The organism is Mycobacterium toneyamaense, assembly GCF_055384815.1.
Genome location: NZ_AP040333.1, coordinates 3,260,619 through 3,279,960, shown reverse-complemented (window position 1 = coordinate 3,279,960; position 19,342 = coordinate 3,260,619). Strand labels below are relative to the sequence as shown.

The 19,342-nt window shown below is 65.8% G+C and carries 19 protein-coding genes and 1 pseudogene; 9 read left to right on the top strand and 11 right to left on the bottom strand.

Going from position 1 to position 19,342, the window contains the following annotated elements; all coding sequences use genetic code 11:
• Window positions 1-26 precede the first annotated feature (26 nt).
• On the bottom strand, window positions 27-1,037 hold the full coding sequence (locus ACZ5IQ_RS15810; protein ID WP_061001330.1) for an AraC family transcriptional regulator: 1,011 nt from the start codon (window positions 1,035-1,037) through the stop codon (window positions 27-29).
• A 10-nt stretch (window positions 1,038-1,047) separates the two neighbouring features.
• A complete protein-coding gene (locus ACZ5IQ_RS15805; protein WP_061001331.1) occupies window positions 1,048-1,857 on the bottom strand; it encodes a tyrosine-protein phosphatase in 810 nt (269 codons plus the stop codon).
• A 128-nt stretch (window positions 1,858-1,985) separates the two neighbouring features.
• Here ACZ5IQ_RS15805 and ACZ5IQ_RS15800 point away from each other — a divergent pair, with 128 nt between their 5' ends.
• From ACZ5IQ_RS15800 to ACZ5IQ_RS15785, 4 genes and pseudogenes are all read left to right on the top strand, one after another.
• Complete coding sequence (locus ACZ5IQ_RS15800) at window positions 1,986-2,777, top strand: protein kinase family protein (protein WP_061001332.1); 792 nt, start codon at window positions 1,986-1,988, stop codon at window positions 2,775-2,777.
• Window positions 2,778-2,924: 147 nt separating this feature from the next.
• A pseudogene (locus tag ACZ5IQ_RS15795) lies at window positions 2,925-4,244 on the top strand (cytochrome P450); the annotation flags it as partial.
• Window positions 4,245-4,305: 61 nt separating this feature from the next.
• Complete coding sequence (locus ACZ5IQ_RS15790; RefSeq protein ID WP_406774611.1) at window positions 4,306-4,770, top strand: DinB family protein; 465 nt, start codon at window positions 4,306-4,308, stop codon at window positions 4,768-4,770.
• Window positions 4,771-4,835: 65 nt separating this feature from the next.
• Window positions 4,836-5,735: a phenylalanine 4-monooxygenase gene (locus ACZ5IQ_RS15785; RefSeq protein WP_212811406.1), complete on the top strand. Its 900-nt coding sequence runs from the start codon at window positions 4,836-4,838 to the stop codon at window positions 5,733-5,735.
• On the opposite strand, the gene fahA is transcribed toward ACZ5IQ_RS15785, so the two are convergent.
• From fahA to ACZ5IQ_RS15765, 4 genes are read right to left on the bottom strand one after another with little or no spacing between them, the layout of a single operon-like run.
• A complete protein-coding gene (fahA, locus tag ACZ5IQ_RS15780) occupies window positions 5,722-7,035 on the bottom strand; it encodes a fumarylacetoacetase (RefSeq protein WP_212811407.1) in 1,314 nt (437 codons plus the stop codon). The genes ACZ5IQ_RS15785 and fahA overlap by 14 nt on opposite strands.
• The gene (gene hmgA, locus ACZ5IQ_RS15775) at window positions 7,032-8,336 is read right to left on the bottom strand and encodes a homogentisate 1,2-dioxygenase (RefSeq protein ID WP_212811408.1); all 1,305 of its coding nucleotides are present in this window, start codon (window positions 8,334-8,336) and stop codon (window positions 7,032-7,034) included. The genes fahA and hmgA overlap by 4 nt, the downstream gene beginning before the upstream one ends.
• Window positions 8,336-9,553 carry a 4-hydroxyphenylpyruvate dioxygenase gene (hppD, locus tag ACZ5IQ_RS15770; protein WP_212811409.1) on the bottom strand — a complete coding sequence of 406 codons (1,218 nt, stop codon included), beginning with the start codon at window positions 9,551-9,553 and terminating at the stop codon, window positions 8,336-8,338. The genes hmgA and hppD overlap by 1 nt, the downstream gene beginning before the upstream one ends.
• A gap of 52 nt (window positions 9,554-9,605) precedes the next feature.
• Entirely contained in the window at window positions 9,606-11,096 is a 1,491-nt protein-coding gene (locus tag ACZ5IQ_RS15765; RefSeq protein ID WP_212811410.1) for an MFS transporter, read from the bottom strand.
• Window positions 11,097-11,273: 177 nt separating this feature from the next.
• On the opposite strand from ACZ5IQ_RS15765, the gene ACZ5IQ_RS15760 reads away from it, so the two are divergent.
• Window positions 11,274-12,437 (top strand): serine hydrolase domain-containing protein, encoded by a 1,164-nt coding sequence (locus ACZ5IQ_RS15760; RefSeq protein ID WP_061006487.1) that lies wholly within the window; start codon window positions 11,274-11,276, stop codon window positions 12,435-12,437.
• 9 nt (window positions 12,438-12,446) lie between these two features.
• Here ACZ5IQ_RS15760 and ACZ5IQ_RS15755 read toward each other — a convergent pair whose 3' ends face one another.
• The gene (locus ACZ5IQ_RS15755) at window positions 12,447-12,947 is read right to left on the bottom strand and encodes a MarR family winged helix-turn-helix transcriptional regulator (protein ID WP_212811411.1); all 501 of its coding nucleotides are present in this window, start codon (window positions 12,945-12,947) and stop codon (window positions 12,447-12,449) included.
• An 81-nt stretch (window positions 12,948-13,028) separates the two neighbouring features.
• Here ACZ5IQ_RS15755 and ACZ5IQ_RS15750 point away from each other — a divergent pair, with 81 nt between their 5' ends.
• Together ACZ5IQ_RS15750 and ACZ5IQ_RS15745 are read left to right on the top strand one after the other, a co-directional pair.
• Window positions 13,029-13,763, top strand: a complete 735-nt coding sequence (locus ACZ5IQ_RS15750; protein ID WP_212811412.1) for a hypothetical protein — start codon at window positions 13,029-13,031, stop codon at window positions 13,761-13,763.
• On the top strand, window positions 13,760-14,653 hold the full coding sequence (locus tag ACZ5IQ_RS15745) for a TIGR03560 family F420-dependent LLM class oxidoreductase (protein ID WP_212811413.1): 894 nt from the start codon (window positions 13,760-13,762) through the stop codon (window positions 14,651-14,653). The genes ACZ5IQ_RS15750 and ACZ5IQ_RS15745 overlap by 4 nt, the downstream gene beginning before the upstream one ends.
• Here the strand turns inward: ACZ5IQ_RS15745 and ACZ5IQ_RS15740 are convergent.
• Both ACZ5IQ_RS15740 and ACZ5IQ_RS15735 read right to left on the bottom strand, forming a co-directional pair.
• On the bottom strand, window positions 14,633-16,009 hold the full coding sequence (locus ACZ5IQ_RS15740) for a cytochrome P450 (RefSeq protein ID WP_464480018.1): 1,377 nt from the start codon (window positions 16,007-16,009) through the stop codon (window positions 14,633-14,635). The genes ACZ5IQ_RS15745 and ACZ5IQ_RS15740 overlap by 21 nt on opposite strands.
• A gap of 15 nt (window positions 16,010-16,024) precedes the next feature.
• Window positions 16,025-16,453: a nuclear transport factor 2 family protein gene (locus tag ACZ5IQ_RS15735; RefSeq protein WP_061006491.1), complete on the bottom strand. Its 429-nt coding sequence runs from the start codon at window positions 16,451-16,453 to the stop codon at window positions 16,025-16,027.
• 241 nt (window positions 16,454-16,694) lie between these two features.
• Between ACZ5IQ_RS15735 and ACZ5IQ_RS15730 the strand changes: the two genes are divergently transcribed.
• Window positions 16,695-17,435 (top strand): alpha/beta hydrolase family protein, encoded by a 741-nt coding sequence (locus ACZ5IQ_RS15730; protein WP_212811415.1) that lies wholly within the window; start codon window positions 16,695-16,697, stop codon window positions 17,433-17,435.
• An 82-nt stretch (window positions 17,436-17,517) separates the two neighbouring features.
• Window positions 17,518-18,123: an LGFP repeat-containing protein gene (locus ACZ5IQ_RS15725; protein ID WP_212811416.1), complete on the top strand. Its 606-nt coding sequence runs from the start codon at window positions 17,518-17,520 to the stop codon at window positions 18,121-18,123.
• A gap of 10 nt (window positions 18,124-18,133) precedes the next feature.
• On the opposite strand, the gene ACZ5IQ_RS15720 is transcribed toward ACZ5IQ_RS15725, so the two are convergent.
• Window positions 18,134-18,541, bottom strand: a complete 408-nt coding sequence (locus ACZ5IQ_RS15720) for a type II toxin-antitoxin system VapC family toxin (RefSeq protein WP_212811417.1) — start codon at window positions 18,539-18,541, stop codon at window positions 18,134-18,136.
• 64 nt (window positions 18,542-18,605) lie between these two features.
• On the bottom strand, window positions 18,606-19,295 hold the full coding sequence (locus tag ACZ5IQ_RS15715; RefSeq protein ID WP_133428351.1) for a hypothetical protein: 690 nt from the start codon (window positions 19,293-19,295) through the stop codon (window positions 18,606-18,608).
• Window positions 19,296-19,342 lie beyond the last annotated feature (47 nt).

The window sequence follows — 19,342 nt, the reverse complement described above, 5'->3', positions numbered from 1 at the left end:
GATAGCGTGCGGACCAAGCTCTTTGGTCAGGTGCGAGAAGCGCGGAAGGCCCGCGGACTCATCCCATGCCAGCGGCGGAATGCCTGCGAAAAGCTCGACAACTCCACGTAGCCGAGCCGACTGGCAGTCTCGGCGACCGTCAGGCGGCCCCCGATCAACATCTCTTCCGAGAGTCGCTGGCGGATCTCGTCGAGCAGTTCGCGGTACGACGTGCCTTCGGTGCCGAGCCGGTGCCGTAGCGTCCGCGGACTCATCAGGAGCGCATGAGCGATCTCGTGCGCATTCGGCGGCTGCGCCGGGGACGCCAGCAACAGGTCACGAACCTGGCCCGACAGCCCGGTCCGGCTGCGCCGCTCTTCGAGGAGATTGCGGCACTGCTCCTGGGTAGCGGCGGAGTTGTAGGCGTTGGCCTGGGGCAACGGGATGTCGAGCAAGCCGACGGGCAGGATCAGCAGGTTCTCTGGCGCGTCGAACTCCGGCTCGGTGTCGAATGCCGCGATGTAGCGATCGAGATCGGCCGGGCGGGAATGGGTGAACCGAACGCCGAAGGGCGGCAGTTCCGTTGACAATTCGCGTTTGATCACCGATATCGCCGTGGCCAACCGGTCGATATCGAATCGCCGGACGCGGTCCGGTGTTCCCGGCGCCTCCATGACGAACTGGAACTCGTCGCCGACCACCCGGGTGCCCAGCGTCGACGAAGCGAACGTCAGGTCGAGATAGCGCACTCCGACGTCGATCGCACTGCGCAACGTCGGGCTGCTGATCAACGCGAACCCGAAGATTCCGTAGGTGGCGAGACGGTAGCGGAGCCCTACCTCGACACCCAGGTCATCGGGATAGTCAAGTGCCTCAAGTAGATTCGTCACCACGGTCAGTTCCTGGCGGGCGGTGACCTCGGCTCCCGGGCGTTGTAGGCCCCGGACGGTCAGCCGTGAGCCGGCCAGGCACGTTTCCGGGCTGACGCCGCGTTCGCCGGCCAGGCCGAGCAGCACGCCGACGCTTGCCGGCGTACGCGGAATATCCCAGTCGACCACGTTGCCAAATCTAGTAAGTTGCCGCGCCAAGATCGTTTGGCTTCGCCGAATTCACTGCGGGAGTGTCGGTTTCGCCCAGCAGGCGGGCGCGAAGTGCGGCGACCCTGGGTGCGTCGATGCCGATCTGGCTCAGGTAGGCGTCGAAGCTGCCGAACTGCTCGTCGACCGTCCGCCACGACGCGGCGATGAAGTCGCCATGGACCCCGAGGATCTTGTCCGAGAACCGGGAGAGGTCACCGTTGCGGGCGAGCACATGCTTGCGCAGTGGTTCGACGGACTCGTTGCTGCGCAGATAGTCGGCCAGGATGTCGGCCTCGCGGACACCGGTGGCACGCAGGAGGGCGGCGACGATCCAGCCCGCGCGATCCTTTCCGGCCGCGCAGTGAATGAGGACGCCACCCGGTGCTTCCGCTATCACGCCGATTGTGTACGCCAGTGCGTGCTGTCCCGTCGGCAGCAGCGGAAAGCGGCTGTAGGCGTACTCGAGGGCGGCCTCGAACAACTCGGGTGTGACCGCCCGGCCGGGCTCATGCGGGGCGTTCTGCTGCCCGTCGTCGTGTACCGACGCGACGTGCAGCGTGACTCCCGCCGGTAGGACGTCGCGCCCGTTCCACGCGATCTCGCTGTCACTACGAAGGTCGATGACGTCGGTGATTCCCAGTGCGTGAAGATTCTTCTGACCGGCGTCGTCGAGCGCACACAGTTCCGACGATCGGTAGAGCACACCGGGCCGTATCGCGCGTCCGTCGCCGGTTCGTAGTGCGCCGACGTCACGGAAGTTCCAGGCACCGGAGAGGTGGTACTGATCGACGACGGCCACGGCCGGTAGCTTACATCTGGCCTCGGGGTTGCCACTTCGAGTAAGTATTCAGCCACTTAGGGTCTCCCAGCTGCACGTTTCGGTTCGTAGCGTCATTGCCAACGAACAGTCGATGCGAGGAGGCCCCGATGGTTGCAGTCAACGACACCGCAGAGCGCCTGGTCGGCGGCTGGGGCGGTACCGTCCTTCGCTCCGGGGGAACGGTCCGCCGTTCGACCGGACACTGGACGCCGGCCGTGCACGCACTTCTCGAGCACCTCGAGTCTGTCGGCTTCGAGGGTGCGCCCCGCGTGTTCGGCGTCGATTCCGAAGGCCATGAGGTGCTGACCTTCATCGACGGACAAACGGCCGCCAGTGCCGCGGGCTGGCCCGCATGGTTGCGCTTCGAAGCGAACCTGGTGCGGGTCGCGCGTCTGCTGCGTCAGTTCCATGACGCCGTGGAGAGCTTCCGCCCGGGGCCCGCCTTGCAGTGGCGTGACGGCAGTCGCGGTCTGCGGGATGGCGAGATCATCGGGCACAACGACGTCAGCCTCGCGAACCTGGTGGCAGATTCAGCCGGCCGCATCCACTCACTGATCGACTGGGACCACGCCGGACCGACCACTCGGCGTCGCGAACTGGCCTATGCCGCTTGGCATGTCGTCGGTCTGCACGCCCGCGATCACGGCCGTGCCCGCGGTTGGTCCAAGGCTCCCGATGCCGTGCGTCGCCTGCACATGTTCCTCGACGCATACGGACTCGACGACCGCGAAGGCTTCGTCGACGACATCATCGGTCGCATCGGTGAGGCCGTCCGCTCGTGCCGTGCCGCGGTGGACGCCGGCGACCGCGGTGCCCGGCCGTTCGTCGCGCTGTTGGAGGGCGACCTCGAGTTCGTCCGGCGGCACCGCAGCGCACTGGAGCGCAACGTGCCCGCATGACATGACGTGGCCAGAGGCCGATCCACAGCCCCGAATTCCAGATCTGACAAGACGGAGAAAATCGTGAACATCCTCGATCAGGCAATCACCAAGGCGCAGGAAGCGATCCTCGATCCGGTGCTGAACCGTGCGCAGTCGACCATCCCGATGCCTTTGCAGATCAAGGGCATGCACCTCTACCAGAAGACGAAGAAATCGGTGGTCGGCGACAAGTCGCCGGTCTTCGTCGAGGCCCCGATTCCCCCCGTCGAGGAAGTCGAGCTGGCAGACATCGACGTCAGCAACCCGTTCATGTTCCGCCAGGGCCGCTGGCAGTCCTACTTCAAGCGGCTCCGCGACGAGGCGCCGGTGCACTACCAGCCGAACAGCCCGTTCGGGCCGTTCTGGTCCATCACCCGCTACGACGACATCGTCACCGTCGACAAGGACAACGAACGCTTCTCCGCCGAGCCGCAGATCATCATCGGTGACCCGCCGGAAGGCCTGGACGTCGAGATGTTCATCGCCATGGACCCGCCGCGGCACGACGAGCAGCGGGGCGCGGTGCAGGGCGTGGTGGCGCCCCAGAACCTCCAGGAGATGGAAGCACTGATCCGGACCCGGGTGCAGGAGGTCCTCGACGGTCTGCCCGTGGACGAGCCGTTCGACTGGGTCGACACGGTCTCGATCGAACTGACCTCACGCATGCTGGCAACCCTGCTCGACTTTCCCTACGACGAGCGCCGCAAGTTGGTCTACTGGACCGACACCGTGGCCGGCAGCGCCTCGGCCACCGGCGGCGAGGCCGACATGGATGAGATGTTCAGCGCCGCAGCCGATATGGCACGCGCGTTCAGCGCCCTCTGGTACGACAAGAAGGCTCGGTTGGCGGCGGGAGAGAAGCCCGGCTTCGACCTCATCACGCTCATGCAGTCGTCCGAGGACACGAAGGACCTGATCGACCGGCCGATGGAGTTCCTCGGCAACCTGATTCTGTTGATCGTGGGCGGCAACGACACCACCCGCAATTCGATGACCGGTGGCGTGCTCGCCCTGAACCAGAACCCCGACGAGTTCGCCCGGCTGAAGGCCGATCCGGGCCTCATCACCAAAGCGGTCCACGAGATCATCCGGTGGCAGACCCCGCTGGCCTACATGCGCCGCGTCGCCAAACAGGACACCATCCTGAACGGACAGTTCATCCGCAAGGGCGACAAGCTCGTCATGTGGTACGCCTCGGCCAACCGCGACGAGCGCAAGTTCGAGAATCCGGACGACTTCATCATCGGCCGCCACAACGCCCGCCATCACCTGGCATTCGGCATCGGCATCCACCGCTGCATGGGCAGCCGCCTCGCCGAACTGCAGCTGAAGATCCTGTGGGAGGAGCTGCTGGCCCGATTCGAGGACATCGAGGTTGTGGGGGAGCCCGAGTACACCCAGTCCAACTTCGTGAAGGGCTACTCCAAGATGATGGTGAAGGTCACCAGGAAGCAGCCGGCCGCCACGGTGTGACGAGAGGACAGCGATGGGCTCGTTCGATGTACTGATGGACGACGAACGGGCCCAGCTCGACGCCTTCGTGGAGGACTACCGCCGTGCCGTCGAACTGACTCTCGACGGCCTCACCGAGGAGGAGTCCCGCCGGCGCCTCGTCCCGTCAGCGACAACGCTTCTCGGGTTGCTCAAGCACGTCACCTGGATGCAGCGCGTGTGGTTCGAGGAATGCGTCGGCGGCACATCCCGTCAGGCTCTCGGCCTGGTGCAGAGCGTCGACGAGTCCTTCCAGCTGGATGACGACGACACCATTGCGTCGGTTCTTGCGGCGCACCGTGATGTCTGTGCGACAGCGCGGGCGGCGGTCGCCGATCTACCGTTGGACACCGTCGTGACGGGGCACCGGTCCGGGCCGCGAACCCTGCGTTGGGTCATGTTGCAGGTGCTGCGGGAGCTGGCGCACCACTGCGGGCACGCCGACATCCTGCGCGAACAGGTGCTTGCCAGTCGTGCGTGATCAGCGCGCATATCCTGGGTGTTAGACGCCGCGCTGTGCGACGCCCGGACCTCCGGGAGGCAGCGATGTTCGAGGAAGCGCAGTTGTATGCGCCGGTGACGCGGTCGGGAGATGACGTCACCGTCCATCTGGCTGCGGATCATCCAGGCGCAGTCGACCCGGAGTACCGCGCCCGCCGCAACGCTATTGCCGCGCTCGCCATGGATTGGCAGCCCGGAACGCCGCCACCCGTCGCGACCTACACCGACGACGAGCAGGAGGTCTGGCGCATCGCGTGCGCCGAGCTGCACCGGCTACACCAGCGCCGGGCCTGCACCGAGTACCTGCAGGGCAGGGAACGGTTGGGGCTTCCCGAGGATCGGATTCCGCAACTGGTCGAGGTCAACGAGAAGCTCGGGCCGCTGACCGGCTTCCAGTACGTGCCGGCGGCCGGTCTGGTGCCGCTGCGCGAGTTCTACGGACTGCTCGCCGACGGCATCTTCCACTCCACCCAGTACATCCGGCATCACTCCGTGCCGCTCTACACTCCCGAGCCGGACCTGATCCACGAGGTGGTCGGCCACGGCAATTGCCTGGCGCACGAGCGGTTCGCGGCGCTGTACCGGCTGGCCGGGCAGGCGGCGCAGCGGGTGAAAACGACTGAGGCCCTTGAATTCGTCTCGAAGGTCTTCTGGTTCTCGCTGGAGTTCGGTGTGGTCCGTCAACATGGCGAGGTACGTACCTACGGTGCCGGCCTGCTGTCGTCGTACGGGGAGATCCAGCAGATCGATGTGGCTGATCTGCGGCCATTGAACATCGCCCGGATGGGGGTGCAGACCTACGACATCACGCACTACCAACCGATTCTCTTCTGCGCCAGGGGATTCGGCGAGATCGAGGATGTTGTCGGCGGGTTCTTCGCCGAGGTCGACGACGCCATGGTGGAGCGCCTGGTGCACGACGCCGCTCAGGTCACGGGTAGGTGATCGCTGGTTGGACGACCGCGACGCATTCGCCGAACCCGATGATGGCCGCCCCGGGACGATGTGCCGTTGCCTTGAGGGTGATTTCGTCGCCGTCTTCGAGGAACGTGCGCGTTTCCCCGTTGGGCAGCGTGATCGAGCCCGTGCCGCCATGACTGAGCTCCAGCAGGCTGCCTTCGGAGCCGGTGTCAGGACCGGACAGGGTGCCGCTGCCGAGCAGGTCGCCGGGCTGCAGGTTGCATCCGTTGCTCGTGTGGTGAGTGACCATTTGCGCGAAGGTCCAGTACATGTGGCGGCTGGATGAGCGTGCGATCGGGTGCGGCGGCTCGCCGTCGTCGCGCATCCGGGCCGTGCTGATACGGACCTGCAGCTCGATATCGAGCCCACCGCTCGCACGGTGCCGTGAGCTGTCGAGGTAGGGCAGGGGAGCGGGATCACCCTCGGGACGATCGAACGGAATCCGGAACGGCGCCAATGCTTCTGGAGTCATTACCCAGGGCGAGACCGTGGTGCCGAAGCTCTTCGCCAGGAACGGGCCGAGTGGCTGGTATTCCCAGGCCTGCACGTCCCGCGCCGACCAGTCGTTGAGCAGGCAGTAGCCGGCGATGTGGGATTCGGCGTCATCGAGACGCACCGGTTCGCCGAGGCGGTTTCCCGGGCCGATCCACGCGCCGAGTTCCAGCTCGAAATCCAGGCGCCGGGTGGGTGCCAGCACAGGCGCTGGTGCGTCCGGACCCTTCAATTGCCCGTGCGGTCGCGTCACGGGAGTGCCGCTGACCTGCACGCTCGAGGCACGCCCGTGATAGCCGATGGGCACCCATTTGTAGTTGGGGAGAAGGGGATTGTCGGGCCGGAACAGCGCTCCGACGTTGCGGGCGTGGTGGATGCCGACGTAGAAATCGGTGTAGTCGCCGATGCGGGCGGGCAGCAGGACATCGACGTCACGCAGTGGGGTGAGCAACGCCGCCACGGTCTGTTGTTGCGGCGCGCCTTCGGCGAGCAGTGCGTGCAGCGCCCTACGAAGTGCTACGCGGGGACCAGATCCCAAGGCGAACAAGGCGTTCAACGTTCCGTCTGCCGCGGACTCTGCGGCCGTCTGCGCCTCGCCGGTGAGCAGGCCGGACTCGGCGAGCCCCCTCAGGTGCAGGACCATGTCGCCGATCCGGACAACACCGCCCGGTTCGCCGTTTACACCGGCGACCACGCCGAACGGCAGATTCTGCAGCGGAAAGTCACTATCAGGGCCCGCGGAGGCGACCCAACTCCGCCGGCCCGGGTCGTGGGTGAAGTCGAGTGCTGTCACGGCTTGTCCGGCTGGAAGCGCTTGACCAGCCCTCTCCAGCAGTCCGCGTAATCCTGTTGCCGCTGCGGTGAATTCGCGGCGTACGCCGTCACCTGCTGCGGGAACCGCGTCTCGAACATGAAGGCCAGTGTGTGCTCCTGCTTGACCGGTTTCAGTTCTTCGGTGCTGGCGGCGTGGAATGCGTTGGCGTCCGGGCCATGTGGGGTCATGCCGTTGTGCAGGCTGACGCCGCCGGGCACGAAGCCGTTCGGCTTGGCGTCGTACACGCCGCGCACGAGTCCCATGAACTCACTCATGACGTTCACGTGGTACCACGGCGGCCGGAAAGTGTCTTCGGCGACCATCCACCGCTCGGGGAAGCAGACGAAGTCCACGTTGGCGGTTCCGGGCGTCTCGCTCGGTGAACTGAGCACTGTGAAGATCGACGGGTCGGCATGATCGAACAGAACCGGCCCGACGGGGGAGAATCGGCGCATGTCGTACTTGTACGGTGCGTAATTGCCATGCCAGGCAACGACATCCAGTGGTGACTGGGCGATATCCGCTCGCCACAGCGTGCCGCCCCATTTCACATACATCGTGGACGGGACGTCGCGATCCTCATAGGCCGCGACCGGTGTCAGGAAGTCGCGCGAGTTGGCCAGGCAGTTGGCGCCGATCGGGCCGCGCTCGGGAAGAGTGAAAGGGCCGCCGTAGTTTTCGCACAGATAGCCGCGGGCCGGACCGTCGGGCACCTCGACGCGCATCTTCACACCCCGCGGGACGACGACGATCTCACAGGGCTCGGCGTCGATGATCCCGAACTCGGTACAGAACCGAACATTGCCGTGCTCGAGCACGAACAGCATTTCGGCGTCGCCGTTGTAGAAGTAGGTGTCCACCATCGATGACGTGATGGTGTAGATGCTGTTGGCGAATCCGGTGCGGGCGTTGACGTCCCCGCCGGTGGTGATGGTACGGACGCCGGTGATGAACGTCGTGTCCTCGACCGCGGGATCCGGCATCGGCTCAGGGTTCCAACGCATTTGGGCAATCGGGACGGCAGGAGCGTCGTCGGGCGCCGAGCGCCAGTGTTCGCCGGGCACGGCGGTGAAATCGCCCCAGTGGGCCACGCTCGGCCGAATCCGGTACAGCCAGGACCGCTTGTTGGTGGCGCGGGGTGCGGTGAACGGTGACCCGCTGAGTTGCTCGGCGTAGAGGCCGTAGGCGCACCGTTGCGGTGAGTTGCGGCCGAGGGGCAGCGCGCCGGGCAGGGCCTCGCTTTCGAAGCTGTTTCCGAAACCGCTTTGGTACCCGGCCATCACAGGTTCCCGCGCTTTTCCTGCTCGCGCTCGATGGACTCGAAGAGCGCCTTGAAGTTGCCCTTGCCGAAACCCAGTGAGCCATGGCGTTCGATGAGTTCGAAGAACACCGTCGGCCGGTCTCCCAGCGGCTTGGTGAAGATCTGCAGCAGATACCCGTCTTCGTCACGGTCGACCAGGATGCCGCGCTGCTGCAGTTCTTCGACCGGCACGCGGACCTCGCCGATGCGGGCGCGCAGTTCCGGATCCTCGTAGTACGCATCGGGCGTGTCGAGGAACTGGACGCCCTGCCGGCGCAGCTCGTCGACACTGGTGAGGATGTCGTTGGTGGCCAGCGCCAGGTGCTGCACTCCCGGTCCGCGATAGAACTCGAGGTATTCGTCGATCTGCGACTTGCGCTTCGCCACGGCCGGTTCGTTGAGCGGGAACTTCACCCGGTGGTTGCCGTTGGCGACGACCTTCGACATGAGCGCCGAGTAGTCGGTGGCGATGTCGTCGCCGATGAACTCCGCCAGGTTCACGAACCCCATGACCCGGTTGTAGAAGCGGACCCACTCGTCCATCTTTCCGAGTTCGACGTTGCCGACGACGTGGTCCAGCGCCTGGAACAGCCGCGCGGGAGCACCGTCTCGTCGGACCAGACCACTTGTCGCCGGCTGGTAGCCAGGCAGGTAGGCACCGCGGTAGCGGGTTCCGGCGACATCCCGCTGAACCAGCGTGTGGCGGGTCTGCCCGTAGGTTGCGATGGCCGCGACGCGCACGGCGCCGTGCTCATCAGCGATGTCGTGCGGCTCTGCCAGGACTGTGGCGCCGGCTGCCTTGGCCTGTGCGATGCACTTGTCGACGTCGGGCACCTCCAACGCGATGTCGACGACGCCGTCGCCGTGGCTGGCGTGGTGGGCGATCAGGGGACTGTCGGGACTCACCGCGCCCTTCAGCACGAACCGGACAGACCCCGAACGCAGCACGAAGGCCTTGTGGTCACGATTGCCGTTCTCGGGCCCCGAGTAGGCGACCAGCTCCATGCCCCACGTCGACTGGAAGTAGCTCGCTGCCTCTGTGGCATTACCGACCACGAAAACGATCGCTTCCCAACCAGTTACGGGGAATGGATCGTCAGTCGGGTCGTATTCCACCAGGCCCACCAGCTGCTTGAGCTGGTTGACGTCGAGCCGGGCCTGCTTCTCCTGGTCGGTCAGGGCGCTCTGGTTCGCCATGTGGACATTCTTCTCCCAAATGCCGGATTACTCGATGAATTCGCGGCCGTGTTCAGCTACCACCGCGTTCGGCGGCGGGAACCTCGGCCAGCGCACAGTGATAGTGGTGGTTCTGGGGTTCCTCGGCCGGTTCTTCGGTGAGCAGGTCGTTGGAGATGGTGGCGAATGCGAGCACGCCGCCGATGGCCGCTAGGCCGGCCGAAATCAGCATCGCCGTGTGGAAGCCGGCGGTGATCGCGGCGGGCGATCGGAAGGCGTCGCCGGTCAGCCCGGAGAGCGGGGGCAGTAGGGCGACGGCCAGCAGTCCGGCAGTGCGGGCCACCGCATTGTTGACTCCGGAGGCGACACCGGCGTGACGCTCGTCGGCGGCCGCGAGGGCGGCGGCCGTGACGGGAGCGACCGTCGCCGCGAGCCCCAACCCGAAGACGACCACGGCGGGCAGTACGACGGTGCCGTACGAGGCGCCCGGGCCGATCCGCGTCATCAGCACCATGCCGGCCGCGATCACGAGCGGACCGATGGTCAGTGGCAGTCGCGGGCCGATGCGCTGGGCGAGTGCGCCAGATGCCGACGAGAGGGCCAGCATGATCGCTGTGACCGGGAGCGAGGCGGCGCCGGCCGCGACGGGGGAGTAGCCGAGCGCGGTCTGCAGCACGACCACGAGCAGGAAGAAGACCCCGCCGAGTGCGGTGTACACGACGAAGGTCACCGCGTTGGCACTCGTGAACTGTCGTGAGGAGAAAATGCCAAGCGGCAGCATGGGATTCGCGGTGCGCCGTTCGACCACGACAAATGCGACCATTGCGACGGCACCGAGCACCCCGGCCGCGAGCACGACCGGAGAATCCCAACCGCGGTTGGGCCCTTCCACGAAGGCGACCGTCGCGCCGGCCAGCCCGGCAGTCGCCGTCGTCGCGCCGGCGTAGTCGAGGCGGCCGGCGCTCGACGGGGCGCGGCTCTCGGGGACGTGGCGCAGTGCCAGCCAGGCGACCAGAGCGCCCAGCGGCACGTTGATGAGAAAAATGGCGCGCCAACTGATCGCTTGTACGAGGTAACCGCCGAGCAGCGGGCCGATTGCCGCGGCGACCCCGCCCAGCGCCGACCATGCGCCGATCGCCTTGCCGCGGTCGGCCGGCATGAACACCGACTGGATTATGGCGAGGCTGCCCGGCGTCAACAGCGCACCGCCGACGCCTTGCAAAGCCCTTGCGGCGATGAGCATTTGGGCGGTTGGCGCCAGCGCACAGATCGCTGATGCCACCGCGAACCATGCCACACCGACGACGAAAATCCGCTGGCGGCCCAACCGGTCACCGAGGCTGCCCGACAGCAGGATCAAGGCTGCCAGCGTCACCGAGTAGGCGCTGACCACGAGCTGCAGCCCGCCAACTTCGGTGTTCAGGTCGTGGCCGATCGCCGGCAGCGCCACGTTGACGACCGTCGCGTCCAGCTGGGCCATGCCGGATCCCAGCACCGTCGCGGCGAGGATCCAGCGCCCCGCCGCGCTGCTGAAACGTACGCCCGAGGAGGTGTTTGCGAGCATCGAAGTCCCCATTGAATCGCTGACGTGCCGTGAGCACCAACCTACCGCGCTGGAAAGTGATTACCTGGCAAAGATTTCCACGCGTTTGAAGTGTCGGTCTGCCCGCTACAATCACGACGGCCAGACCCAGCCCGCGTTACACCATCCGGCCATATTGTTGCGTCTACGCATGCTCTAATGGTCCTCATGGCAGGTTTGACGGAGGGGAGCGTCGATCCGGCGTTCGCCGCTGTGCGAGATATCTTCGAAGCGAGCTTCGCCGACGGACAGAACTGGGGCGCGGGCGTTTCTGTCGTGATCGATGGCAGGCCCGTTGTCGACCTGTGGGGCGGCATCGCTGACCCGCGCACGGGACGGCGCTGGCAGCGCGACACGGCTTGCGTCACCTTCTCGTGTACCAAGGCGGTGACCGCGACGGCCGCGCTGATGGTGGCGGAGCTCTACGGTGTCGACCTCGAAGCACCTGTGGTGACGTGGTGGCCCGAGTACGGCGCGGCGGACAAGAGCCACACCACGGGGGAACAGCTGCTCTCGCACGCCGCCGGTCTACCCGCTGTGGAGCGCCCCGTTTCGATCGAGGAAGCTGCCGATCCGGAACTGATGGCCGGTCTGCTCGCCGCTCAACAGCCCCTGTGGGAACCGGGATCGAAGCACGGCTATCACGCGTTGACGTTCGGTTGGCTCGCCGGCGAGATCGTCCGACGGCACGCCAAGAGGACGGTGGGTGAGTTCGTGCGATCGCACATCAGTGGAGATCTCATGATCGGCACCAGTAGCGCCGCCCTCGATGGCATCGCCCGGACCGGCTTTCCCGACGCGAGCGAACAGCAATGGGCAACGGACACCGCCGCAATCCCCGCCACCACGGTCGCACGCCTCGTCGAGGCATACCGCGATCCGCAATCCTTGTTCACCCGCGCGACCGCCAATCCACCTGCGCGCTACAACCATCCCGGTGTTCTGGCGGCCGGCTGGCCGGCGAGCGGACTGATAACCACTGCGCGTGCACTAGCGGATTTCTATGCGCGTCTGAGCGCCGGGGAGCTGTTGCCTCCGGAGAATCTGGCTGACGCAATCCGTTTGCGGCACAGCGGTTCTGATGCCGTCATGGTTCTCGATTCCAGCTACGGCCTGGGGTACATGCGGCCGTCGCAGTTGTTCTCGTTCCCCGATAACGCCGGACCCGGAGCGTTCGGGCATCCTGGCGCCGGCGGCGCGTTCGCGTTCGGTGACGTCGACAATCAACTGGCGTTCGCGTTCGTGCCCAACCTCCGTCGCGACGCGCTCGCCGGGGATCGTCGTGCAAACGATCTCGTCGAAGCGACCTACGCCGCACTGTAAACGCGTTGCTCAGCCAGGAGTCGCATCCCGCCGCCGGCCGAGTTGCCGGAAGCCCGGGTGCACGGCCGGCGTCAGACCTTGCTGGTCGGCGACGGCGGCGAGCAGTTCGCCCAGCGTCTTGCGTTGTTGACTGGACAGGCCGGTGGTCAGGTCTTGTTCGTGCTCACGAGCGATCTCCGAGAGCGTCCACATCAACTTCTCACCCGATTTGGTCAGATACAACGCGTACAGACGCCGGTCGGTCGGGTTGCGCCGGCGTTCGACCTCGCCCCGGGACTCGAGCTCGTCGAGGTATACGACCACTCGGCTGGGCAACAAACCCAGCAGAGTGCTCAGTTCCTGCTGACTGAGGCCCGGCTGAGTGGCGATCATCCGCAGGATGCCGGCATGCGGGGGAGTCAGCTTCACGGCCTCGAGACGTTCGGCGAACAACTGAGCGGCGTGGTGGCCGAGCTGGGCAAGCAGGAATGCGACACCGCCCCGCTGCTGGGCGCTGGAAGCTGATGACATGGACGAACAATACATGGCCGAAACCGTTCAATTCGTGAATGAGGTTGACGCATTTAATTCACTAAGAATATCGTTCAATACATGAACGATTACGCGCACGATGGACCACCGGTGCCAAGCCGGGCGCCCCAACAGAGCGGGCCGCCGCTGTGGCTTCTTGGCACGATTTCACTCGGCCTGCTGCTCTGCGGCGTCATATTGGGTGTTGCGCTTGGCGGCACACCGCCGCTGCCGTACCAGAATTCAGCGGCAGTGCAGGATTACTTCCGCGCGCGTTCGTCGTCGGCACAGGTGGGCGCGGTGTTCGTCTGCGGGGCGTCGGTGCCGCTTCTGATCTACGCCGCCACCGTCAGCGCACGGCTGCGGCAACTCGGCGTCACCGCGCCCGGTGCCACCATCGCCCTGGCCGGCGGGGTACTGGCTGCTGGGGGATTGGGGCTGTCGAGCCTGCTGCTGTGGACGCTGTCGCGGCCGGAAATCATGACCGACGGCCCACTGATCAATGCGCTCTACTATTTGGTGTTTCTCACCGGCGGCGTGGCACACGTCGTGATGCTCGGACTGTTGACAGCAGGCATCGCGGTCCCGGCGCTGATCCTGCAGCTGGTACCGCGGCCCGTGGCATGGACCGGTCTCGGTATCGCCGCGGCCGCCGAGCTCGCGACGATTGTCCTCATCTGGCCGCAGGCCTCGCCCCTCCTGCCGCTCGCCAGGTTCTCGGCGCTGATCTGGCTTGTCACCGTTGGCGTTCTGCTCCCGAAGCGACGTGCCGCCCGCAACCGGCGAGAGCACGCAGTCCCTGGCGGGCCGTCATGAGACTCAGCGTCAGCGTCACCAACTTCTCGTGGCCGGACGGGCCGACCGCGATCCGCGCAAACCTGGCCTCGGTTGCCGAAATCCTCGATGGCACAGATGTTCACACGCTCTGGGTGGCCGATCATCTGCTGCAGGCCGACCCGGCCGGCCGACTGGATGAACCGATGCTGGAGGCGTACACCACCCTCGGCTTCCTGGCGGCCTCGACCGCGGAGCTACGGCTCGGAACACTGGTCACCGCAACAACATTTCGCGACCCGGCGGTGTTGATCAAAGCCGTCACCACCTTGGACATACTGTCCGGCGGGCGAGCCTGGTTGGGGCTGGGCGCCGGCTACAACGCCGACGAGGCACGAGCGCTCGGGCTGTTCCTGCCACCGACCGGCGAACGATTCGACCGCATGGGCGAGCTCCTCGCGCTGGCCCGCCGCATGTGGGACGGCGACGAATCCCCTTATGTGGGGCGCTATTACCGTGCTGAGCACCCCATCGGCCGGCCGCTGCCGATCAGGCGGCCGCCCGTGTTGATCGGCGGCACCGGCGAGCGCCGCACCTTGCGCATGGTCGCCGAGTACGCGGACGCCTGCAACCTCTTCGATATTCCCAACGGGGAGATGGTGATTCGCCGTCAACTCGACACGCTCAAGCGGCACTGCGCCGAGATCGGCCGGCCGCCTGAGGAGATCGAACGCACGCTCACAACGGCTTTGACTCCCGGCGAGACGGCCGACGACCTGGCCGAACGTTGCCGGAATCTGGCGGGGCTGGGAATTGAGCACATTGTCGTGATCGCCCGCGGCCGGCCGTGGACACCCACCGAGCTCGACGTCGTGGTCAGGGCTGCGGGTCAGCTGGCGAGAGTCTCGGCATCAGCCCGGGCGCACCGGTGAAGGTCCCAGAGAGACAGGCAAATAGCTGATCCCTCGCAGCAGAGTGCTGTCGTCCGTGGCCGGCGTACCAGCGAGAGCCAGACGCGGGAAGCGCTCGAACAGCGTCTGCAGGCCGATCTGCAGTTCCATGCGTGCCAGGGGAGCGCCGAGGCACACGTGACTGCCGGTGCCGAAGCTGACGTGATCGCGGGCGTTGTCGCGTGCGGCGTCGAATTGGTCCGGGCGTTCGAACACGGCTGGATCGCGGTTGGCGCCGGCGAGGAGCAGGAAGACGGCGGTCCCCTTGGGCACCGGGTATCCGCCGACCTGAACTTCCTCAGTCGCCACTCTGACTCCGATCTGGGAGACGGAGTCGTAGCGCAGCATCTCCTCGACGGCGTTGGGCCAGCCCTCCGGATGGGCTCGGAGTCGCTCCAACTGGTCGGGATGATTGATCAGCGCCACCACGGCGTTGCCGAATTGATGTGCCGTAGTGAGGAATCCGGCGCCGAGAAGAAGGCCCGCGAACGTCCTGACCTCGAAGTCGGAGAGTTCGGTGTCCTGGACGACGGCGGACAAGATGCTGTCGCCGGCGCTTGCGCCGCGGAGGTGCTCGATGTGGGTGGCAAGGTAGGTCTCGAGCTCGCGGAGCGCTGCGACGGCGGTCTGGAAGTTACGCCACGACGGTGCTGTGGTCGTGATCAGCTTGGAGGTCGACTCACCCATCTCGTAGAGGTAGGGCGCCTCCGCGCGGGGAATGCCCAGCATGTCCGCGATGATTTCGATGGGGATCCGGGACGCATAGGCTACCGCCAGATCGCATTCGCTGCCGCCGTCGTCCAGCTCGTTCAGCAGCCTTTCGGCGACGTCGTGGATGCGGTGCCGAAGCCCGTCGATGGCTTTCGGGGTGAATGCCCGGGATACCAGGCGTCGCAGCCGGGCATGGTCGGGTGCGTCGACCATCAGAAGTGACGGCGGCACCACTGGATTGATCACGCCGGGATTGGTCTTCTCGAAGAGCCGCTGGACAGTGCGGAACGGCGATCGATCGGTTGGCTTTGCGGTTCGGAACCTGTTGTCACGCAGGATTTCTCGGGTGATCTGGAGATCTGCGGTGACCAGTGCGTTGCCGCCGAATATTGGCGACATGCGGCCCTGTTGGCGAATCTGCTCGATCAGGTCATACGCGCGATCATGCTGACCGTCGTCGAGCAGCAATCGGGCAAATGGGTCTCCGCGGCGTGAAAGCAGCTTCAGTGTCGCGCGGGGGAGCCCGTACCCCATCAGCCAGTGTGCCCGGGTCTTCATATCCAGATTCACGTCGTTCGCCCCCGCCGATCGCCTACCGCTCAGGCTAGACGGAAAAGCCGCCCGCATCGCCCAGGATCGAAATCATCGGTAGTAGCCATCACTGGCCAGGATCTCGACGCCGCGCCAACCCCAGTAGACGCGGTGGGCCTGGATCAAGCCGTCCTCGATCTCCATGACCTCGACGAAATCCATCTGCTGACCGTCCGGCGTCTCGCGGGGATACTCCCAGGTGGCACGGTGGCCGTCGGTGAAGAAGCCGGCGCGGAAGTAGTGTCGCTCGTCCGGAGTACGGGCCACCACCTCGGTCAGGAAAGGCCGGAGCTCCGTGTGGCCCCGGCAGACCCCCGGGCCGCCCAAGATGTGCGCTGCGACAGGGCTTTCCAGCGTCGCGTCCGGTGCGTAGCACGCCAACAGTGCCTCGACATCGTGGTTCGCCAACGCTTCTTCCCAAGCACGTGTCACTGCTTCGATGCCCGGGCGATCGACTTCGTCAGAGTTTTCAGCGTTCATGGATCCAGAATGCGCCGCCGATACTTCGGCGCTGGCCGAAGTGGCGACACCTCCGAATCGCATGACGAAAAATGGTTGGCCGCGATTGGCGGCCGCTGATACTTTCTTGGCAGGCCAGGCAAGAGGACGAGGAGGTGGTACCCGTGAACGTATCGACGTGGGTGCTCCTCACCAGGGCCACAGTCGGGCGATAGGTCGTCCCGGGAGCGCCGTCTCACGAGCACTCCCGAAAGGCACGACCATGCACTTCATTTCCGAACATCATCTTGACGGCGGCGGCGTCGAGCGCACCTTCAGTCTCAACGACATCCCGGGCATCCTATGGACGCCCGAAGCTTCACCCGCACCCTTGATCCTGCTGGGTCATCCCGGCGGTCTGCATCAGATGTATCCGCAACTCGCGAACCGCGCCCGCGACGCGTTGGCGCACGGTTTCGCCGCTGCCACCATCGAGCTGCCGGGAAGCGGTGATCGCCCCCGCCTGGCGGATCTCGAGCGGGCCCGCGCCGATCTGCACCGGGCGCTGGGCGCGGGCGAGCCGGTCGACGACATCGTCGACCGGCTCGTCATCCCGTTGGTCGATACCGCCGTCCCGGAATGGCAGTCCGTGCTCGATGCTCTCCTCGCGCTGCCCGAGATCAGCGGTCCGGTCGGCTTCTCCGGCGGGGTGCTGGCCATCGGTATCCGGTTGGCCGTGGTCGAGCCGCGCATCGTTGCCGCGGGTTTGTTCGCCGGCAGTTTCGTACCCCGCGCCATGTTCGACGAGGCCCGTCGAATCACGATTCCCCTGCACGTCCTGCTGCAGTGGGACGACGAATCGAATGACCGCCAGATGGCGCTCGACGTGTTCGACGCTTTCGGCTCACGAGAGAAGACGTTGCAGGCCAACATGGGTGGGCACACGGGCGTCCCCTCGTTCGCCGGGGAGGACGCGGCGCGTTTCTTCGCTCGACACCTCACACCGGGCGGCGCGCGGTGCTGAAGTGCCTCCGTTATGGTCGTGACCGGGCCGGGGCATCAGCTGCAACATGACGCGCACCACACCGAAGACGTGAGGGGAACCTATGGACACGAGCACGTACCGCCGCACTACCATCGCCGGCCTGGCCGCCGTCGCACTGGCCGTTGCCGGCTGCAGCAATGGCACGAGGATCGGTGTGTCGGCTCAGGAACCGCAGGTCGCCTTGGTCGTGACGTCCGAAGTTCCGGCGCCGCCCGCCGAAGTGAAGCTCATCGGTGAGCGGGACGTCGAGGTCACGCTGACCGGCCCGATCGCGGCAAAGTACGCGTCGGCGAGCGACAAGCAGAAGTCGGCTCTCGGCAAGCCCCTGACCGGTGACCACAACGCCGGAACCCGCGACAGCGGCGTCGTCTTCCAGCAGTTCCAGGGCGGCGCCATCGTGGCCAAGAACAGCCAGCCGGGCACGCCCGCGTACATCATCTGGGGCAAGATCCGGGAGGCCTGGAATGTCCAGCGCGATGCGGACGGCGTGCCCGCGGCCACCGGCACCAACGGCTCGGCCGGCCCCCTGGGCGTCGTCACCAGTGACGAGACGCCTGTCGGCGATCAACTCGTCGCGACGTTCGAGCACGGCAAGATCACGTACAACACGAAGACCGGTCAGGTCGAGGTGACGGTCAACGGCAAGGGCGTCCCGTCAGGGCTGTAGAAGGCGACGCTCAGCTCGATGACGTCAGGATCTGAGCCGGTGACACAGTTGGAACGAAAGCGCTTGCTGCGGAAGCAAATTCATGGTCCGCAGTGGCCAGCGCGTCGGCCTGCAACTGAGTGAGTGCGATGAACTCAGCCCGGTAGGTGTCCGGCCAGTTCAACTCGGCGGCTATTCGCCAGGCGTGATCCTGCAGGGATCGATCGCCGAGAAGCCGGATTCGCAGCCCACGGATCCGGTCGAGCACTTTTCGGCCCGCCCGCTCGTCGATCTCGCCGCCGCGCACCGACTCGTACACGAGCGCAAGGACTTGCGAGCGCAGGAGCGTCGGCGCAGCCAGGCTGTGTTCTGACGGAATCGAAGCTCCCGTCGTCGCGAGCGAGATTGCCACCGGCGCATCGATGACGAAAGTTGTCATTCCAGCACCATCGCATGGTGGGGCTGATGCTGCGTGTCGATGAACTCGTCTCAGGTATTCGGTGTCACCCGCCCGAATCGGCGTCTTTGCACGCGGGCTTTCGCGCAGCAGCGACGTTCTGCTTGGTCGTCTGCAAGAGGCGTCCGATCGCTGTGTCCATCTCTTGTGGGCTGCGCCAGCCAGTTTCGATTGAAGCCCGTTTCCAGGTGCTGCCGGCGAGAACAAGGTTCGCCACATGTGCGAGTCTGTCCGCGCTCGGATATTCGGACGCGGTGGCGAGTGCGGCGAGCACTTCTCGCGCGCGCACGCTGCGCCGTCGAACTGCCTCCCACTCGCCGACGGCTTGTGTGCGGATTGGGTCTTCACCCCGTGCCGCAGCGTCCCAAGCGGGACCATCTTTGACAATCATCTGACCGGTCACGCGGCTTCTGGGGGTATCTCTGATCCATGCAGTGATCACGTGCTCGAAAGCGAGAACGATCCAGAGATACTTCCGCGCTTCGACATTGCACCGCAGGGACATGTACGTGATGCGGCCTGTACGGACATTGGTCTCGACGGTCATCACCTCCCAGTGCTGGGGCTGAAAATCGGTCAGATACTCCATCGGAATTCCGCGCGCTTCGAGGCGGGATTTTGCATGCGGTATCTCGAGGCCAAGACCGGCGAGCTCCGTCAGCTGTTGGCGCGCCTTATCGAAGAGCGGCGTAGGGCCGTACTTGGTGTGGAATCTCAGGGTGCGGACATTGGTCATAGCCGGCACAGAGTGCCAGCAGCCACCGACAAGTTTCGCCCGCGAGA

Bases quoted from the DNA above. Each gene is read 5' to 3' on its own strand.
- ACZ5IQ_RS15720 (WP_212811417.1), bottom strand. From the start codon at position 18,541: ATGACAACTTTCGTCATCGATGCGCCGGTGGCAATCTCGCTCGCGACG.
- ACZ5IQ_RS15765 (WP_212811410.1), bottom strand. From the start codon at position 11,096: ATGCTCGCAAACACCTCCTCGGGCGTACGTTTCAGCAGCGCGGCGGGG.
- ACZ5IQ_RS15750 (WP_212811412.1), top strand. From the start codon at position 13,029: ATGAACGATTACGCGCACGATGGACCACCGGTGCCAAGCCGGGCGCCC.
- ACZ5IQ_RS15785 (WP_212811406.1), top strand. From the start codon at position 4,836: ATGTTCGAGGAAGCGCAGTTGTATGCGCCGGTGACGCGGTCGGGAGAT.
- hmgA (WP_212811408.1), bottom strand. From the start codon at position 8,336: ATGGCCGGGTACCAAAGCGGTTTCGGAAACAGCTTCGAAAGCGAGGCC.
- ACZ5IQ_RS15790 (WP_406774611.1), top strand. From the start codon at position 4,306: ATGGACGACGAACGGGCCCAGCTCGACGCCTTCGTGGAGGACTACCGC.
- ACZ5IQ_RS15735 (WP_061006491.1), bottom strand. From the start codon at position 16,453: ATGAACGCTGAAAACTCTGACGAAGTCGATCGCCCGGGCATCGAAGCA.
- hppD (WP_212811409.1), bottom strand. From the start codon at position 9,553: ATGGCGAACCAGAGCGCCCTGACCGACCAGGAGAAGCAGGCCCGGCTC.
- ACZ5IQ_RS15745 (WP_212811413.1), top strand. From the start codon at position 13,760: ATGAGACTCAGCGTCAGCGTCACCAACTTCTCGTGGCCGGACGGGCCG.
- ACZ5IQ_RS15740 (WP_464480018.1), bottom strand. From the start codon at position 16,009: ATGCGGGCGGCTTTTCCGTCTAGCCTGAGCGGTAGGCGATCGGCGGGG.
- ACZ5IQ_RS15725 (WP_212811416.1), top strand. From the start codon at position 17,518: ATGGACACGAGCACGTACCGCCGCACTACCATCGCCGGCCTGGCCGCC.
- ACZ5IQ_RS15715 (WP_133428351.1), bottom strand. From the start codon at position 19,295: ATGACCAATGTCCGCACCCTGAGATTCCACACCAAGTACGGCCCTACG.
- ACZ5IQ_RS15730 (WP_212811415.1), top strand. From the start codon at position 16,695: ATGCACTTCATTTCCGAACATCATCTTGACGGCGGCGGCGTCGAGCGC.
- ACZ5IQ_RS15800 (WP_061001332.1), top strand. From the start codon at position 1,986: ATGGTTGCAGTCAACGACACCGCAGAGCGCCTGGTCGGCGGCTGGGGC.
- ACZ5IQ_RS15755 (WP_212811411.1), bottom strand. From the start codon at position 12,947: ATGTCATCAGCTTCCAGCGCCCAGCAGCGGGGCGGTGTCGCATTCCTG.
- ACZ5IQ_RS15760 (WP_061006487.1), top strand. From the start codon at position 11,274: ATGGTCCTCATGGCAGGTTTGACGGAGGGGAGCGTCGATCCGGCGTTC.